Raw genomic sequence first — 17,578 nt, 5'->3', positions numbered from 1 at the left:
CCGATCGCTGTTATGTTTGGATTTCCTGATTTAAACCGCTCATCGCGGTAGAAATCCAAACATAAAGGCGAACGCTACGCTTCTACAGTTCCAAACTTCCTCTCCATAACTCCCTCTAACCACCAGGTTTCCCCTACTGCAAGCCGCAGTGCGCGCCTTGCACATGGACCTCAAGACCTCGGTGCATGAGCTGCGCCATGCACCTCCTTAAGCGAAGCGCCGATCTTGGCAAGCCAGTCTCGGCGGTAGCATGCAGACGGAGGGCTAAAACCCTACGCTAGCAGCTGCAGCCGTCTTTTTCTTCCCCGCCAAAATCAACCTGCGTCGGGTAATCATTATCGAAGCAGGAAAGGCATAGCCCGCCTTTGTAATCATCTTTGTTGTGACCACCAATGGAAGTGATTAAGCCCTCCGGTGACAAGAATGCCAAGGAATCGGCATTAATCTCTTCGCACATTTCCGCAATGGACTTGTACGACGCGATGAGATCGCGGCGGTCTGGGGTATCAATGCCGTAGAAGCAAGGATTCTTGAAGGGCGGCGATGTAATCCGCACATGAACCTCTACGGCTCCCGCTTCGCGGAGCAAATTGACGATACGCCGTGAAGTTGTTCCACGCACGATGGAATCATCGATCATGACAACACGTTTGCCATCGACCACACTGCGCACGGCGCTTAGCTTCATTTTCACACCTTGCTCACGCAGCTCTTGGCTCGGCTGGATGAAGGTCCGGCCTGTATACTTATTCTTAATGAGCCCAAGCTCATAAGGAATGCCCGTCTGCTCCGCAAATCCAATCGCTGCCGAGATACTTGAATCCGGTACACCAGTTACGAGGTCAGCATCTACGAAAGCTTCTAATGCCATTCGGCTACCCATCCGCTTACGGGCGGTGTGCAGGTTAGCGCCATTCATATCACTGTCTGGGCGAGAGAAGTAAATATACTCCATCGCGCATAGCGCTTTACGTTTTGGCTCGGTAAAACGGTCCTCTAACAGGCCATTTTTATCAAGCACGAGCAGTTCGCCAGGTTCGATATCGCGTACTAACTGTGCTCCGATAACTTCTAAGGCGCAAGATTCGGAAGCAAAAATATAGGCGTCGCCGATCCGTCCCATTACAAGCGGACGCAAACCATGGGAATCCGAAGCGACAATTAATTTGTCATTCGTCATAAGCAGAAAAGCAAATCCGCCAACCAGTTGTTTTAGCGCATCCTTAGCCGCTTCAACAAAATCCTTAGACGAACGTGCAATCAGATGCGCCAGCACTTCTGTATCACTTGTGGTTTGGAAGATCGATCCGCTTTGCTCAAGCTGTTTACGAATCAACGGTTCATTTACTATGTTACCGTTTGTAGCAATCGCCAAATCACCGTCACGATATTTGAATACGAGCGGCTGTGCATTAGTTAAGCGGCTGTCACCGCTGGTGGAATAACGTACATGCCCGATGGACATGTCTCCAACCAGTGAGGCAATTTTGTCCTTGTCGAATACTTCTTTTACTAACCCCATTCCGCGGTGATAGTTGAAATCACGACCATCTGCTACGCAGATGCCCGCACTTTCTTCCCCACGGTGCTGTAAGGCGTGCAAGCCGTAATAAGACATGGACGCCGCTTCCGGGTGTCCGAAGACCCCGAAAACGCCGCATTCTTCTTTTAATGTGTCAAAAATATCTCCCGAGCCCGTTCCTTCATTGTAAAAGTCACCAGTCCACAGGATAGGAGTCTCCTGCTCTTTCCCGGTCTTTATTTCATAAGACATGGAATAGCATCCTCCCAAACGAATTTCAATTCTGCTACAGCTTCATCTAATACGGATGCACCGTCCAGATTCACGCGCAGTCTGTCTCCACCTACAGTTCCGATGATTTCCACTGGAACGCCGCTTGCAGCAATCGCTGCTTTCAGCTCTTCCGCACGTTCAGGTGCTGCCGTCAGCACGATACGTGATTGGCTCTCACTGAACAAAGCTACATCGGATCTAAGTCCATTAGCAGAAAGTTCAACGTTCGCACCAATACCACCACTGATACAGCTCTCTGCAAGTGCTACAGCAAGACCGCCTTCGGACAAGTCATGTGCTGAACGCACCAGGCCGCCGCGAATCGAGGTAAGCACTGCGCTCAGCAGTGTTTTCTCAGTAGCCAAATCCAAAGCTGGAGGGCGGCCTTCGGTTACACCATGAACAGCATATTGAAATTCACTACCACCAAGCTCAGCTTTTGTTACGCCTAGCAGAAGAATGGAATCTCCTTCTTGTTTGAAGCCTTGAGTCGTAATATGATCCGTATCCGTTACTAAACCAACCATGCCGACAACCGGTGTTGGGTAGATGGATCCCGTCGTATTTTCGTTATAAAGACTGACATTCCCGCCGATAACCGGAGTATCCAGCACACGACAAGCTTCAGCCATACCATCAACCGCACGCTCCATTTGCCAGAACACATCAGGTTTCTCAGGGTTCCCGAAGTTTAGGTTATCGGTAATAGCAAGCGGTTCAGCACCCGAACAAACGATGTTACGAGCCGCTTCGCTGACTGCAATCCGTCCACCCACTTCAGGATCAAGATAAACATAACGCCCGTTACAGTCCGTGGTCATCGCAAGTCCTTTACGTGTACCATGAATGGTAACTACAGCCGCATCAGATCCAGGTCGAACAGCCGTACTAGTCCGAACCATGTAATCATATTGGTTGTATACCCAAGCTTTGCTTGCTACGGTTGGTGATCCAAGCACTGTACGCAGTGCGCTGCCCAGATCTGTAACTTCCGCGTAACGAAGCGTATCTACCGATTCATTTTCTACATAATAAGCAGGAACCTCAGATGGTTTGTTATACACTGGGCACTCATCCACGAGCGCTGTTACAGGCATGTCGCCAACAACCTCGCCGTGATGATACAGCTTCAAGCGACCATCATCCGTTACTTTACCGACCTTACAGCAGATTACACCCCAGCGATCAAAAATCTCTTGCGCCTGAGCTTCATCCTTCGGTTCTACTACGAACAACATCCGTTCTTGCGATTCTGAAAGCATCATTTCATAAGGGGTCATGCCGTCTTCACGTTGTGGAACCTGATCAAGATATAGCTCCAAACCATTACCAGCTTTACTTGCCATCTCTGCACTAGAGCAGGTAAGTCCAGCCGCACCCATATCCTGAATCCCAATAACGATGCCGCTGTCGATTAACTCTAGACAAGATTCCATAACGAGCTTCTCCATAAATGGATCGCCTACTTGTACAGCTGTACGTTTAGCTTCTGACTCTTCACTTAGTTCAACGGATGCAAAAGTAGCCCCATGAATCCCATCACGTCCAGTAGGAGGACCTACGTAGAAGACTGGGTTTCCTACACCTTTAGCGACACCACGCTGGATTTTATCATGATCAATCAGACCGACACACATTGCGTTAACAAGCGGGTTACCGTCATAGCTATCATCGAACATGATTTCGCCGCCCACGGTTGGAATCCCGATACAGTTACCATAACCAGCAATACCCGACACGACATGCTCGAACAAATATTTCACGCGATCGCTTTCCAGCTTGCCGAAACGCAAGGAATTCAGCAGTGCGATAGGTCTTGAGCCCATGGAAAAAATATCACGAATGATACCACCTACGCCTGTTGCCGCACCTTGAAAAGGTTCTACCGCAGAGGGGTGGTTATGACTTTCGATTTTGAATACAACCGCTTGGTTGTCTCCGATATCTACAATCCCTGCACCCTCGCCGGGTCCCATCAGGACACGTGGTCCAGTAACTGGGAAACGTTTCAACAATGGCTTAGAGTTCTTGTATGCACAGTGTTCGGACCACATTACGCTGAATACGCCGATTTCAGTATAGTTCGGCAAACGTCCCATAAAAGACTTGATGAGCTCATATTCGCTGTCCGACACACCGAATTGGCTGTAAATTTTCTGCTCTGCGATCTGTTCTGCGGTCGGTTCCTTAACGGATACTTGCTGCGTCATGACGATCCCTCCAAGTCTTCAGTATAGATGTGAACATTCGTTTGCCATCTTCAGATCCGAGCAAGCTGTTAGCTGCACGCTCAGGGTGAGGCATCATGCCGACTACATTCCCCTGCACATTACTAACACCCGCAATATCAGCGACAGAGCCGTTAGGATTATCGCTATATGTGAACACAATCTGATTGTTAGCTTTCAGTTCTACTAAGGTCTCTTCATCACAGTAGTAGTTTCCTTCGCCGTGAGCGATTGGGATGATGATTTCTTCATCCTTAGCATAATCAATAGTAAATGGGGTTTCGTTATTAACAACCTTAAGCACTGTATCATGACAACGGAACTTCATGGACATGTTACGACGCAGCGCGCCTGGCAACAAACCAGCCTCAGTAAGAATTTGGAACCCATTGCAAATGCCTAGCACGAATTTACCTTGCTCTGCTGCTTTAGCAACTTCAGCCATTACAGGAGCAAATCTTGAAATCGCGCCGCAGCGCAGGTAATCACCATATGAGAATCCGCCTGGAACCAAAATGCAATCATACGCCGACAAATCTGTCGCTGTATGCCACACATAATCGACTGGTTCGCCGAGACTGTCCTCTACCGCCTTGTAGCAATCAATATCACAGTTAGAGCCTGGGAAGACAAGTACAGCAAATTTCATGTCGTTTAGTCCTCCAATTCGTAGCGGTAATCCTCGATCACCGTGTTGGCAAGTAGCTTTTCGCACATTTCCTTGAGTCGCAGTTCTGCTTCAGCACGGTTATCCGTGTCCAAAGTCAGCTCCATATATTTCCCAATACGCAAACTTTCAACTTCTTGAAAACCTACCGAATGAAGTGCTCCTTGCACTGCTACACCTTGTGGATCGAGAACGCTCTTCTTAATGGTGACATATACCGTCGCTTTTAACATATGCTTGTAGTTCCTCCTAAATTTTTATGTGTATATACTTTCTGAAAGCTGAAACTCTACTAAAAGTAACTCTAGCTTTAAAAACATACACTTCATTTATTCCCATGAGTAAACACACAATGTTGAGCTATAAAGACTTGCCAGTAAGACGATGATAAATGTCCAGATAACGGCGCGTTGTTTCTTCAACTACTTCTAGCGGAAGTGGATCAGGTTTGCTATTTTTATCCCAGGAGGATGCAGATAGATACGTACGAACAGGTTCTTTATCCATACTATCAATTTCGATATCAAGAGCGTATTTGTCCTTGGCCCAGAAACGTGAAGCATCCGGCGTAAAAATCTCATCAATCAGAATCACCTTGCCATCCAGCAAGCCGAATTCAAATTTGCAATCTGCTAGAATGATTCCCCGCTCAGCACAATACTCTCTGGCAAAAGAGAACAATTGCAAGCTCTTCTCCTGCAGCTCGAGTGCCAGATCAGCACCGATTAGCTCCTGCATCTTTTCAAAAGGAATATCCTCATCATGACCTACATCGTTTTTAGCCGCAGGGGTAAAGATTGGCTGTGCCAGCAGCGCATTTTTGCGCAAGTTCTTAGGAAGCTCAATACCATTCACTTTGCCAGTTTCTTGATACTGTCTCCAGCCCCCACCGGTGATGCACCCACGCACAACACATTCGATATCGATGCGCTCTGCTTTGCGTACTACCATAACACGGTTTCTGAGAGCTTCCTTGTCCTTAACGATATCTCCGAGCAGATCCACATCGATATGAACGACATGATTCTCCATTAGCTCTTTGGTCTTTCCGAACCAGAACGCACTCAGACGGTTAAGCACATTGCCCTTTTCAGGTACCGCTGGGTCCAGCACATAGTCAAAAGCAGATATCCGATCCGTGACGACGATCAGTACATTCTCCCCTAAATCGTATAGCTCACGAACCTTCCCTTTATAGAGCAGCGGCGCATTGATGAGTTCCACGGCTGTGGATACGGCCGACGATGTCATGACCTTTCCTCCCTTGAACTAATGATCTTGATTACTGCAACTGGTCTCAAAGGCGTAATTCCGAGGAATGTTTGGACTTCCGATCGCTGTTATGGTTGGATTTCCTGATTTAAACCGCTCTTCGCGGTAGAAATCCAACCATAAAGGCGAACGCTAACGCTTCTACAGTTCCAAACTTCCTCTCCATTACACCATTCGACCAATTTCCTTTATATCTAACTCCTTAGTTCACCACTAACCTATCTTTTTTAGATAAGCTCTAGCTTGCGGAAGATGGTGTCCACATGCTTAAGGTGCCAAGAAGGGTTAAATGCATCTTCAATTTCTTCTGGGGTAAGAACGTTAGTGATCTCAGGTGTAGCTTCCACGATATCGCGGAATTGTTTTTGCTCTTCCCAAGCTTGCATAGCACGCGGTTGAACGGTATCGTACGCTTGCTCACGGCTAAGGCCTTTGTCGATCAGTTTAGTCAAGATCCGACCGGAGAAAGGAACACCGAACGTACGGTTCATGTTACGCTTCATATTCTCTGGGAATACAGTCAGGTTCTTCACGATGTTACCGAAACGGTTCAGCATGTAGTTGAGCAGCATTGTCGCATCCGGAAGGATGATACGTTCCACAGAGGAGTGCGAAATATCGCGTTCATGCCAGAGTGGCACGTTCTCGTAAGCTGTAACCATATGTCCGCGAATGACGCGGGACAGACCGGAAATGTTCTCGCAGCCGATCGGATTACGTTTATGCGGCATAGCGGAGGAACCCTTTTGGCCTTTGGCAAAAGCTTCTTCCACTTCACGAATCTCACTCTTTTGCAGAGCGCGGATTTCAGTAGCGAATTTGTCTAACGATGTCGCTACCAAAGCAAGAGCAGCCATGTATTCAGCATGACGGTCACGCTGTAACGTTTGTGTAGAGATTGGAGCTGGGCTTGTGCCGAGCTTGCGGCAAACGAATTCTTCTACAAAAGGATCGATGTTAGCGTACGTACCAACGGCACCGGAGATTTTTCCGAACTGTACACCGTTCGCAGCATGGCGGAAACGCTCCAGGTTACGTTTCATTTCTTCGTACCATAGAGCCATTTTCAGACCAAAGGTAGTTGGCTCGGCATGAACACCATGCGTACGGCCCATCATCGGCGTATCCTTGTAAGCAATAGCTTTATCTTTAAGGATCTCAATAAAGTTGATGATATCCTTCTCTAGAATTTCATTCGCTTGACGCAGCAAGTAACCTAGCGCTGTATCTACCACGTCAGTAGAAGTAAGACCGTAGTGAACCCATTTGCGTTCTGCGCCAAGACTCTCGGAGACCGCACGTGTAAATGCGATAACGTCATGGCGAGTCTCTTGTTCTATTTCATCAATGCGTGCGATGTCGAATTTAGCGTCTTTACGCAATTTAGCTGCGTCTTCGTGCGGGATGACTCCGAGCTCAGCCCATGCTTCACAAGCGCAAATTTCAACTTCCAGCCACGCTTTGAATTTATTTTCCTCCGTCCAAATAGCTCGCATCTCAGGTCTGCTGTAACGTTCGATCATATTCTTTAGTTCCTCCAAAGTTTAGATTGCTCCACCCAGGACAAGCCGTCTCCGGTATCCTTGCAGAGCAGATTGATATGGCCCATCTTGCGGCCGGTCTTACTCTCAGTCTTGCCATATATATGAAGCTTAGGTACAACACCCAGCTTATTATCTTTTTCGTCCTGTGTACAGGTCGCTTTAATCGCGCCATCCAAATGCTGGCCTAGTACATTTACCATAACTACAGGTGTCAAAAGCGTTGTATCGCCTAGCGGCAGATTACAAATCGCCCGGACATGCTGCTCGAACTGTGAAGTCGCGCAAGCGTCCATGGTGTAGTGCCCGGAGTTATGCGGCCTTGGTGCTAACTCATTGACGTACAATTGTCCGTCCTCTGTGACGAACATTTCTACTGCCAGCAGTCCAACCGCATCAAGTCCAGCGATTAATGTCTCTGCCAATTCGCATGCTCTCCGCTGAATCTCCTCTGATACTCTTGCAGGCACAATGGACAGATGCAAAATATTATTCACATGAATATTTTCCGACGGTGGGAAGCTCTTAACCTCACCAGAAGCACTGCGTGCAGCAACAACGGATATTTCACACTTAAAAGCTACAAACTTCTCAAGCACCAGCTCCGGTACAACGGCTCCGGGTGCTACTTGCCGGAAGGCTTCTTCCAGCTCTTTTTCCTGACGGATCACGGCTTGTCCCTTGCCGTCATAACCGCCTGTGGCTGTCTTCAGCACACAGGGTAGTCCAAGTTCAGCCGCCGCCACTTTCAGCTCCGCAAGGCTATCTACCTTCCGGTACGGGGCGACGGGTACGCCTGCCGCCTCGATGGCGGCTTTTTCGCGCAGCCGATGCTGCGTCGTATACAGCAGCGCGCTGCCCTGCGGCACGTACGATTCCTCCGTCAGCAGCGCGGCAACGCCCGCGTCGACGTTCTCGAACTCGTACGTGATGACGTCCGAGCGGCGGGCTAGCTCCCGCGCCGCGTCCCGGTCGTTATACGCCGCTGTAATCTGCGGCGTGACTTGACCGCTAGGCGCATCCGGCGCAGGGTCCAGCGCCACGAAGCGGTACCCCATGGCGCTGCCAGCCAGCGCCATCATGCGCCCGAGCTGCCCGCCGCCGAGCACGCCGACGGTCGCGCCAGGCAGTAGCGTCCGGACGGTGTCCGTACCGGACGCATCCATAGCGGCTGGCGAAGTAGCGCCGCCAGCCTCCTGCAGCTTCAGCTCCTCCGGTCTCATAAGCTGTCGCTGCTTTCAAGGACTTCGTCGCGGATCGCATCCCGCCGCAGCTGCGCGCGCTGCTGCACTTCTGGATCGAATGCTCCGATAATCTGTGCAGCCAGGAGGCCTGCATTAATGGCCCCTGCCTTACCAATGGCTACCGTTGCCACTGGAATGCCTCCTGGCATCTGCACGATGGAGAGAAGCGAATCCAGCCCATTAAGCGCCTTCGACTGCACTGGCACTCCAATCACAGGCAGGATCGTCTTTGCTGCCACCATACCCGGCAAATGCGCTGCACCGCCCGCTCCTGCAATAATGACGCGAATACCCCGGCCCGCGGCTTCCTCCGCATAGCTGAACATCAAGTCCGGTGTCCGGTGCGCAGATACTACCTTCTTCTCATAAGATAATCCCAGCTCTTCAAGCACCGCACAAGCGTGCTCCATCGTATCCCAATCCGATTTACTGCCCATGATAACAGCTACCTGCACAGACATGATTCGACCTACCTTCCAGTCACTAGTATGGATATCTTTATCTTGTAAATTCGAATAAAAAAAGCCCGATGACCAGACGCATTTTGCTGCGGGAGGATCGGACTAGTAAAGAAATTAGGAAAAAATAATCCGCGTGCCTATCATTAGGCTGCATTAAGCGCGGAAAATGGCATAATGCATCATTCCGTTACCCGGACCGCATTGCCGCATTCTATCATCCTATTTCCTCGTAGTCCGGTAATTTACGGTTCCCGGGTAGAAACTTCCGGGCCATATCCCCGGTTTTATACGAGTTGCTCATGACATCAGTTTAACAATCCCCTACACAGGATGTCAACTCAAACACGAACATTGGTAAATTCCGATTAATAATCGTTCGCTTTTAGGCGTATTTAATTTCTCAATAACCACTTATTTTGATGATAAAGACTTCTTTCCGTACACTATTAGCTCTAACAACAGATGTTATATTAACTGTAGAATAGGCTTCATATAAATACATATAATTCCTTTACTGGATATGATTTTAGTCATTTCGTTTCTTAATAATCAAGTATAAACGCCTTTGGCGTCCCTGTATGACGGTTAGCGTTTATGCGAGAAATATAAGGATAAAGTATAGTGTGAAACATATACTTTCATATATTTGAAAAAAGGAACGCCATAAGCGTCCCTTTTAACTTTATATTATTTTACTACCAGCACTGGAATGCGGGCGCTTTGTACTACATTGTGGCTCACACTTCCCAGAACAAACTCACGTATTCCGCCAAGTCCGCGGCTGCCGATAACAATTACATCTATAGCATGTTCTTTAGCATATTTCAAAATCACTTCAGCGGGTGATCCTTGTAATAGCTCAACCTCAGCATTCAAGCCTTCAGCCTCAAGGCGTCCTTTGACTTCTTCCGTAGTCTGCACTGCTAAATCATAATATTCTTTATTTACTGAAGCCGGTAGTGGTGCCAGAGCTTCTCCGATAAAAAATCTTGGAAATTCAAATGCGTGTACGACATGCATCGTAGAGCCCGGAGTTACTTTTGCGAGTTCAATTGCGCGCTCCAATGCTTGATTAGAAGCCTTAGATCCATCATAGGCGAGTAAAATTTTAGAGAATAACATGTACGCCACCTCTTTTTCTAGTTTGTAATCATTAAGACTATCACCTTAAAAAATAGCTGTACAAAAAGATATTCAGCAACAGAAGTAACGGAATTCCGATCCTAAAGGACATATGTCGCGTCTTGTGGCGCTTACGATACATGGCAATCAGCACGCCTAGTGCCCCGCCCATAGCTGCCAGCAGAAAAAGTGTCTTCTCAGGTACACGTTCTCGCCGTTTACGGGCTTTGTTCTTGTCTTCGGACATCACTACATATCCGATAATATTAATTACCACAAACCACAACATTATAACCTTGACCATTCTCCCGGGCTCTCCTCCTTGCTTCCTATCTATCTCTATTATATTCCTCTTTTTCACAAAAAACCAATCATCCTTACACACTCTGATAACTTCGCTACCTGCCTCTTTCTTTTCAATGCTTCGAATCATTCATCCATATCCATGACAACACCGCAGCCAGCGCCGCCGCAATTCCACCCAGCCAGAACCCTCCGGTCAAGCCATAAAGAGCGCTCATCCAGCCTGCCACGAACGGCCCCGCCGACATACCTATTGCATAAACCGCCTGATAGAAGCCCATAGCTGTTGCACGCTTATATGGATCTACTTCTGACACCGATTTGCCTAGCAACAATGGAAAAATCAGTCCCTGCATAAATCCGTTTCCTACCTGAGTCAGACAGAGCGTCGCTAGCGTCGGCATTGAAGGAATAAGAAGTGTAAACAATGCACTTCCCGCGAAGCCTAAGAGAAGCGTGCCCCGGTCTCCTAGCAGCCTACCAAATGTCCGTGAGCCATAGAGGGTCGCGACAGCATGCGGAATCATAAAAGCGAGCGTCAGCCAGCCCAAGCTTTCTTTACTTGCTCCGATATTCAGAGCTTGGTTTGGCGTATATCCGAACATCGTTATGAATAGCACACAGTGTGCCAACACTGACAGCAGAGAAACTCTTACCAGAAGTGGCTCCTTCATAACACCCGCTAAGTCCTTGATCTGGATCGCACTTTGCCGTTTCTCCTGTTTTTGTTCAGGCAGCCGCAGCGCAAGCAGCAGCGCCGCAATCGCTACAATTCCTCCAATCAGAAACGGGGTATTCCAGCCCCAATGCTCCACCATATAGCCACTGATCATCATACTGGTCAATTGGGCAATCACCGTAGTGAATTGCAGCATGCCCATCGCTTTTCCAGCTTCCTCTTTCGGGAAATATCCCGCGAACATCACAGTGTACACAACCCATGCCGAAGCCGCTATACCGGATACCGCACGTGCTGCCAATGCCCACCCAGGCTGTGCTCCCCACATGAAAAGAAAGCAGCTGGCTCCGCTCGCAATCAGTCCCAGGTAGATAAACGGACGCCGCCGATTCAAATAATCCGAACCGATGCCAATCGGCAGTCGGAACAGAATCTGCATTAACCCATATACGCCAAGCACCATGCCCACCATAAAATATGATGCTCCCAAATGCTCCACATAAGGGGAAAGCACCGGAACATAAATATAAGAAGAGAACCAAAACATAAATACAATAACGAGAAAGAAAAACTTACTGCCTCCCTGCCCCTCTGGGCTACCTGCTGCTTTTAGTTGATCCACTTGTTGTTCAGCTGCCACCCTAATCACCTGCTCTATGTATTTGCTTAACATTCTAATTCAAAGCCTATCTGTAGACCACAAAAACTTACGTGGACAGAAAAAAGGGCTACTGAGTACACTCAGCAGCCTTTTTATTACGATACATGCGATCCTTTTTACTTATCCTTCTTTTGCCCTTCAAGCGCTGCTTTCAGCAGTTCCCCAAGGTTAGAACCAATGCTTTCTTGCTTACTGTATTGCTGTACCAGCTTTTGCTGTTCGCGTTTATTCACATGCTTATGATCCTTATCCAAGGTTTCTGTGATTCCACAGCCCAAACATTGTACGAACATGCCTGCTTTACCCTCTTTAAGCTCCATTTTCTTATGGCACTGTGGACAGCGGCGATTCGATAGTCTTTTCTCTCCGGCACGGGTATAACCACAGTTATCTGCAGGGCATACAAGCAGCTTGCCACGTTTGCTCTTTTTCTCCAGCAGTCTTGTACCGCATTCCGGACAATTACTGTTCGAGACATTATGCGGTTTATATTCTGCTCCACTAGTTTTGACGCCAGTTACCAGCTCCTGTGCCATACTGCGGATGCCTTGCAAGAAGAGCTCCGGCTTGCCTTGACCACGCGCTATTTTCTCCAGCTCGGCTTCCCAGCGCGCGGTTAGATCTGGTGTCCGTAGCTGTGTGGATACCAACTCAATAAGCTGCTTGCCTTTACCAGTCGGATGCAGCAGATTCCCTTGGCGTTCAATGGTGTCGGAGCTAACCAGCTTCTCGATAATATCCGCGCGGGTTGCCGGGGTTCCCAGTCCGTGCTTCTCCATTTGCGTTAACAGCGAAGCTTCATTATAACGCTTCGGTGGCTGTGTTCGTCCAGGACGAACCATGCAGCGGCCAATCGTGACAGTTGCTCCTTCGCGCAGCTCAGGTAGCTTCACACTGCCCGCTGCCGGCTCGTCCGCAGATTCGTCATCGTCATCATTACTCATATCTCCGCCGTATACTTCGCGCCAGCCGGCATCTTTTACCGTCGTCCCTTTGACATGGAAGCTTTCGCCTTCCACATTGACGGTTACAGCTACCGCATCATAACGAGCTGGTGGGTAGAACAAGCTAATAAAACGCCGTACAATCAGATCATACAGCTTACGTTCCTCAGTACTCAGACCATTTAACAAAACGGTCTGCTCTGTCGGAATAATAGCATGGTGATCGCTTACTTTGCTATCATCCACGATCCGCTTCGTAATCGGCAGCTGCTTGCGAAGCAGTGGACGTGCCAAAGCTGCATATGGGCCGACAGCTACACTGTCTAATCTTTCCTTGAGTGTGCCCGTCATATCTGATGTTAAGTAACGACTGTCCGTACGCGGGTAAGTTACAAGCTTGTGCTGCTCATATAACCGCTGAAGCACACTGGAGGTCTGCTTCGCGGAGAAGCCGAACTTCCGGTTCGCATCACGCTGCAATTCAGTCAGATCATAAGCGAGTGGATGAGGTTCGCTCTTCTCACTCTTCTGTACCTTAATAATACGGCCGCTGCGTCCAGTAAGCTTATCCTTTAGACTTGCCGTCTTATCCTTTTCAAATATCCGACCATCGCCGTTACTGGCCCGCCATGCCGCTTGGAAATCTCCAAAATCAGCAGTCAGCGTCTCAAAATCAACGGAACGGAAACCCGTAATCTCCTGTTCACGATCCATGATCATCCCTAATGTCGGCGTTTGTACCCGCCCTGCGGAGAGCGGCGAACCGAACTTACATGTCAAAGCTCTCGTGACATTCAGTCCAATCATCCAATCCGCCTCTGCGCGGCACCGTGCAGATTCATACAGACGATCAAAATCGCGACCTGGGCGGAGCTTTGCGAATCCTTCTTTTATCGCTTTATCCGTCTGAGAAGATATCCAGAGCCGCCGGAATGGCTTTTTCCACCCCGCCATATTCATAATCCAACGTGCCAACAGCTCTCCTTCACGAGCAGCATCCGTAGCTACCACAAGCTCCTCAATATCCTGACGCTTCATTAGGTGCTGAACAGCTTTATATTGCTGGTTGGTCTCACGCAGCACCTTCAGCTTTGCCTTCTCCGGCAAAATCGGCAAATCCTCCAAAGCCCAAGTTGCAAACTTTTTATTATAATCTTCAGGCTCTGCCAGGCCGACTAAATGACCCAGTGCCCAGGTAACCACATATTTTGGACCTTCAATATAGCTCTTCTGTTTATTATTACATCCCAAGACTCGTGCGATCTCGCGTGCAACAGACGGCTTCTCCGCCAATACTAATGTCTTCATAATGCTCCCCTTTCCACATCAAATTTCATTATATCATTAAATGAATGTTAACAAATTTCGTCAGGCCTTACCGGGTCACTCCGTTATACACTAAATAAATCAAACAACGAAAACTCAGTGAGTGAAATCTTCATTCCATTAGAAAAGCCCGTATCTGCTATGCAGACACGGGCTTTTTTTGCTTATGGGATTAATAGTTACTCTTGCTCCACCTGAATCGTTTGTTCAAGCTCCGGATAATAATGTTTAACTTGTTTTCCTTCTTCATCTCTTAATGCTTTATGGCTCTCATCAATGGAGTAAGTAAACGGCTTAACTGTAATTGTTTTTGGTGTTTGTGGGAACGGACTGAAATCTTTGTCTACCATAGGATAGACTATAGCCGGCAAGTTGAATGACCCACTCGAAGAAAATGCATTGCCTAGTTCATCAACAATTTCATAGAACATTTCAGAGGTTGTGTATCCATCCTTTTCTTTCACAGTTGGCGCTTTACCTTCTTCGCTGAGCTGTAATCTGCTTGTGGCTGGAGTTAATTCCAGCTTGGTAATCGTATAACTGAATTCTTCTGCCTCTTTTGTTTGGTTCAGATCAAGCTTGATAATTCCTTCCGTTACTTTTTTCACCGGCACCTTGATTTCAAAAGGCTCTGCGATTTGTGTAACAGGCACAGTGATGCTTAATTCAAATTCATTCCCCAAAGCCTCTACATTATTTAGATTTCTATAATCGTATAAAATAGCATTCTTTTTACCCTCAACATCGCCAAAAGACGACATTTGGCTCTCCAGTTTCTTTCCATTCGGCAATTTCACTTCTGCTGAACCCAACAACCCTTTTTCGGACTGGTTCATTGTCACTTTCGCATACTGCTGTTCTTTTACCGCTGGATCGAATTCAATCGGTTCAATAATCATTTCTGCCATCATCTTATCCTTATCAATGCCTTCCCGTTCAATCGCAAAAGCCAACCGCGAGCCGTCATAATAGGCATCGGTAACCTTCAAGGTCACTCCATCATGGGTAACGCTTTGGTTAGGCGCAGTAGATAATCCTTTTTCTTTAGCAGCATTTAGACCTTTATCGTCAATCCCCTTAAAAATACTTCCTACAACAGGAATCTGCTTTAACGTTTCAGCCATGACTGGGGATATAAATCCGCTACCGATTATTCCCGCACCCAACACTGCTGCTGCCGCGGCAGCCACCAATGATTTTTTCAGAAACTTATTCCCACTTTTTCTTGACGCTCGCTTTTCCATTCCCTCGTCTCCTATTCGCTTCATAATTGAATCGCTGAAACTGTCTACCGGCATTTCATGATTTTGGAATGTTTGACGAATGTGCTCCATCTTCTGACTTTCAGTTGGATCTTGCCATTTCTCCATGGGGGCTTCCTCCTTCATTCATTCTTTGCCGGACTAACTTTTTGCGTAGACGTTCAAATTTCTTGCGTAAAGTAGCTGAATTACAATCCATAATTTGACCCATTTCTTCAAAACTGTACTGCTCTACTACCTTAAGAATCAGAAGATTGCTCTCTTCAGCTGTCAGATCATCCATAAATAACTTCTGCAATGGCTCCTCATCGTTAGGATTATAATGGGCTTTCGGCTGCTGCTCTTTATATAGCGACAACAGACGGTTTCTTCGTTTGCGTTTGCGAACCTGATCCAAACAATGATGATAGGCCACTTTATACAGCCATGAATTAAAAGAGACTCGTTTCTCATAACGTCTGAGTTCCTGATACACTTTTACAAATATATCTTGCACAGCATCCTCTGCTTCTTCATGACTTCTCAAAATATAATAGCAATACGTATAAATCTTTCTTTCATAGGCTTGTATTATAGTTCTATAGGCTTCGCGGTTACCCGCAAGAACCTGATCAATAGCCTCTTCAATTATTGTTTGATTCACTTGGACCCCGGGGCTGCGACGTTCCAAAGAATCACCTCCTTGTTATTGACTACAACTATATAACGATTGTGATCCCTTTAATTGTGACAGGCTCAAAAATTTTTCCAAATATGTTATATACACCATCTATTTTTCAACAAAAAAAAGCGACTACCCCGATAGATGCTCGGAGAAATCGCTTTTATAATAATATTCCATATTTATAAACTTTTTACTTATTTATATTTTTCAACTCAATACATGCTTCAAAAAATACAATATCACTATTCTGGCCACGGACATATATACCATCATCCGTTACAGCTGAGCGTAAAATAGTCAGTTCATCCCCAAACTTAGCTTCTTGTAGATATGTAATCCGGAAGCGTGTGAACTCTGCATTATCCCATTCCGCTAAACTGAGTGCATCACAACATAAATCTCCGTATCGGGCATTATTCAGATGTCCGTTGCTATCCAGCCCACTATATCTTACCTGATACCGATAAGCTTCTTCCATAATAATATCAGTAGGGATCGTTACCTTAACAGGCATATCCCCTACTGAATCGCCATTATAGTGCTTAACCTGAACTGGAAGAGCGTTCGGTCTGAGTATCTTTCTCTTCTCAATATCTACTAAAGCCCATATAGAACGCGCTGTGGCAATCTCTATATGATCTGCATCAAAAATACGATAATCCCGTTGCCATAAAGCCCCTTTAGTACCTTTACTCCAGGTATGTACGCTAAGCACATCATTTGGGCGAGGAATACGCTTAAAATCAAGATCTAACGTAATCATCATCCAGCCCATTCCTGCACTCAGAATTTCTTCCACACTTATCCCCAAATTACCCACTGCGAAGTCTGCCGCACATTGCATGATATCCAGAATAAAGGATAACTTACCCTGTGAACGATAATCCGTGTCGCTCGCATGTACAGAAAAATCTTCTATCCACACAAGATTACTACTGTTGTCCATTGTTTATCCTCCTGCCATGCAAAATATCCTTGCATTTTCTTGAAGTATCCACATATACCACTGCTCTATCCACATAAATTGGGGACTACTTTCATTTTTGAATATATTTTATTATTTCATCCACATGTTAGTAACTTTTATTTTCTCGTTATTTCCCCATGACTTATCCACATTATTTAAATTAAGCGATAAAGGGAACAAAAAAGCCATTGTTGATAAATCAACAATGGCTTCGTGTGCTTGGCAACGTCCTACTCTCCCAGGACCCTTCGGTCCAAGTACCATCGGCGCTGGAGGGCTTAACGGTCGTGTTCGGGATGGGTACGCGTGGAACCCCTCCGCTATCGCCACCAAACATGCGTCTGTGAAACAGACGCTGCCGCGTGAAATTCGGTTCATCACCAGAAGTGAGAATGAATTTCTAAGCGTGTTACAGGCTTGATGCCTGAAAACTGAATCCGAA

15 protein-coding genes, 1 rRNA gene and 1 riboswitch are annotated in these 17,578 nt (G+C 47.0%); all 16 genes read right to left on the bottom strand.

The genetic code is table 11. The annotated features are described in order from the left end of the window. Positions 1-277: 277 nt before the first annotated feature. The 16 genes from purF to rrf all read right to left on the bottom strand — a co-directional run bounded on the left by purF (position 278) and on the right by rrf (position 17,470). On the bottom strand, positions 278-1,774 hold the full coding sequence (purF, locus tag MHI27_RS03280) for an amidophosphoribosyltransferase (RefSeq protein WP_341126289.1): 1,497 nt from the start codon (positions 1,772-1,774) through the stop codon (positions 278-280). Further along, positions 1,759-4,005 carry a phosphoribosylformylglycinamidine synthase subunit PurL gene (gene purL / locus MHI27_RS03275; protein WP_341058852.1) on the bottom strand — a complete coding sequence of 749 codons (2,247 nt, stop codon included), beginning with the start codon at positions 4,003-4,005 and terminating at the stop codon, positions 1,759-1,761. Before purL ends, purF begins: the two co-directional genes overlap by 16 nt. Next, positions 3,983-4,672 carry a phosphoribosylformylglycinamidine synthase subunit PurQ gene (gene purQ, locus MHI27_RS03270; RefSeq protein ID WP_405175560.1) on the bottom strand — a complete coding sequence of 230 codons (690 nt, stop codon included), beginning with the start codon at positions 4,670-4,672 and terminating at the stop codon, positions 3,983-3,985. Before purQ ends, purL begins: the two co-directional genes overlap by 23 nt. A gap of 5 nt (positions 4,673-4,677) precedes the next feature. Further along, positions 4,678-4,923 carry a phosphoribosylformylglycinamidine synthase subunit PurS gene (gene purS, locus MHI27_RS03265; RefSeq protein WP_339244715.1) on the bottom strand — a complete coding sequence of 82 codons (246 nt, stop codon included), beginning with the start codon at positions 4,921-4,923 and terminating at the stop codon, positions 4,678-4,680. A gap of 127 nt (positions 4,924-5,050) precedes the next feature. After that, positions 5,051-5,941 (bottom strand): phosphoribosylaminoimidazolesuccinocarboxamide synthase, encoded by an 891-nt coding sequence (locus MHI27_RS03260; protein WP_076286947.1) that lies wholly within the window; start codon positions 5,939-5,941, stop codon positions 5,051-5,053. Between the two features lie 248 nt (positions 5,942-6,189). Then, positions 6,190-7,485 (bottom strand): adenylosuccinate lyase, encoded by a 1,296-nt coding sequence (gene purB, locus MHI27_RS03255; protein WP_042124027.1) that lies wholly within the window; start codon positions 7,483-7,485, stop codon positions 6,190-6,192. A gap of 5 nt (positions 7,486-7,490) precedes the next feature. Continuing rightward, positions 7,491-8,669, bottom strand: coding sequence for a 5-(carboxyamino)imidazole ribonucleotide synthase (gene purK / locus MHI27_RS03250; protein ID WP_405176689.1), 1,179 nt, complete (start codon positions 8,667-8,669; stop codon positions 7,491-7,493). Positions 8,670-8,722: 53 nt separating this feature from the next. Continuing rightward, positions 8,723-9,208: a 5-(carboxyamino)imidazole ribonucleotide mutase gene (gene purE / locus MHI27_RS03245; protein WP_042184739.1), complete on the bottom strand. Its 486-nt coding sequence runs from the start codon at positions 9,206-9,208 to the stop codon at positions 8,723-8,725. Between the two features lie 210 nt (positions 9,209-9,418). Continuing rightward, a riboswitch (purine riboswitch) is annotated at positions 9,419-9,520 on the bottom strand. A gap of 375 nt (positions 9,521-9,895) precedes the next feature. Further along, positions 9,896-10,330: a universal stress protein gene (locus MHI27_RS03240; RefSeq protein ID WP_042184737.1), complete on the bottom strand. Its 435-nt coding sequence runs from the start codon at positions 10,328-10,330 to the stop codon at positions 9,896-9,898. Positions 10,331-10,370: 40 nt separating this feature from the next. Continuing rightward, positions 10,371-10,634 (bottom strand): DUF1294 domain-containing protein, encoded by a 264-nt coding sequence (locus tag MHI27_RS03235; protein ID WP_042193264.1) that lies wholly within the window; start codon positions 10,632-10,634, stop codon positions 10,371-10,373. A gap of 112 nt (positions 10,635-10,746) precedes the next feature. Further along, entirely contained in the window at positions 10,747-11,952 is a 1,206-nt protein-coding gene (locus MHI27_RS03230) for an MFS transporter (RefSeq protein WP_341147024.1), read from the bottom strand. Positions 11,953-12,089: 137 nt separating this feature from the next. Further along, positions 12,090-14,225: a DNA topoisomerase III gene (locus MHI27_RS03225; protein ID WP_405175559.1), complete on the bottom strand. Its 2,136-nt coding sequence runs from the start codon at positions 14,223-14,225 to the stop codon at positions 12,090-12,092. Between the two features lie 197 nt (positions 14,226-14,422). Next, on the bottom strand, positions 14,423-15,613 hold the full coding sequence (locus MHI27_RS03220) for a DUF4179 domain-containing protein (protein ID WP_076286949.1): 1,191 nt from the start codon (positions 15,611-15,613) through the stop codon (positions 14,423-14,425). Then, positions 15,588-16,175, bottom strand: a complete 588-nt coding sequence (locus MHI27_RS03215; RefSeq protein ID WP_405175558.1) for an RNA polymerase sigma factor — start codon at positions 16,173-16,175, stop codon at positions 15,588-15,590. The genes MHI27_RS03220 and MHI27_RS03215 overlap by 26 nt, the downstream gene beginning before the upstream one ends. Positions 16,176-16,359: 184 nt before the next feature. Continuing rightward, the gene (locus tag MHI27_RS03210) at positions 16,360-17,115 is read right to left on the bottom strand and encodes an acyl-[acyl-carrier-protein] thioesterase (protein ID WP_405175557.1); all 756 of its coding nucleotides are present in this window, start codon (positions 17,113-17,115) and stop codon (positions 16,360-16,362) included. 238 nt (positions 17,116-17,353) lie between these two features. After that, positions 17,354-17,470 (bottom strand): 5S ribosomal RNA (rrf, locus tag MHI27_RS03205). Between the last annotated feature and the right edge of the window lie 108 nt (positions 17,471-17,578).

It is taken from the genome of Paenibacillus sp. FSL H8-0261, assembly GCF_045040645.1.
In the GTDB taxonomy this organism is placed as follows: Bacteria; Bacillota; Bacilli; order Paenibacillales; family Paenibacillaceae; genus Paenibacillus_AQ.
Note: the sequence above shows the minus strand (reverse complement) of the source record. Positions and strands in the feature narration are given on the sequence as shown.